Source organism: Salinivibrio sp. VGrn1 (assembly GCF_009377995.1).
In the GTDB taxonomy this organism is placed as follows: Bacteria; Pseudomonadota; Gammaproteobacteria; order Enterobacterales; family Vibrionaceae; genus Salinivibrio; species Salinivibrio siamensis.
Window position 1 is genome coordinate 1 of record NZ_SATA01000026.1, and the last position, 642, is coordinate 642.

The following is a 642-nucleotide window of genomic DNA, read 5'->3' on the forward strand; positions in this document are numbered from 1 at the left end:
TAAAGCAAGAGAAGAGTTTCAAAGCCGGCATTCAACGCAAGCGAATGATGTGCGCGATGGACCAAGAGTACCTCGCGACCGTGCTGGGAAGCCTTTCATGACGGGGATGTTCATGCGTTTTCCGTGGGCATGCACACTTTCGCGAAAGGCAGTATCCATTAGAGGTGAGAAATTCTATTGGTAACAGCCAGTTAGGTAGAAGAGAGTGCGGATAACGGTTTTGGGAAATCGTGCGTGCGCACTAAGACAATGTTAGCTGTAAAAGGAGTATCGTACTTGAATAAAGTCTTTTGGTTCGGCATAGTTGTTATTGTTGGCGTTTCTTTAGGGTTTACATTTGTCGCCCCAATAAATGATGTGTACAAAGGTATTGCTTCATTACCTGGTGTTTCCGGATTAGCCGCTGCCCTTTTTCAGTTGGTTCGAGATCACGCTGCACATCAAAGAAATCTTGAAATTCAGCAAGAGCAGCAACTATTTAATCTTGGTGCAACTTCGCACATGGCCAATTCGGTACAGGGAAAACGCATGAAGATCCGCGCCATGCCTGGGCTATCGATTTAATGACTTATTTATCAATTAAAGCTTAAAACCGTGCGTTGTACCATGTTTATTAATTAAAATGAGTGAAAATAAAGGATC

The 642-nt window shown here is 43.5% G+C and carries 1 protein-coding gene; it reads left to right on the plus strand.

Annotation, left to right across the window (positions count from 1 at the left end; all coding sequences use genetic code 11):
- Positions 1-276: 276 nt before the first annotated feature.
- A complete protein-coding gene (locus tag EHW56_RS15250) occupies positions 277-564 on the plus strand; it encodes a hypothetical protein (RefSeq protein ID WP_152800118.1) in 288 nt (95 codons plus the stop codon).
- Positions 565-642: the final 78 nt, after the last annotated feature.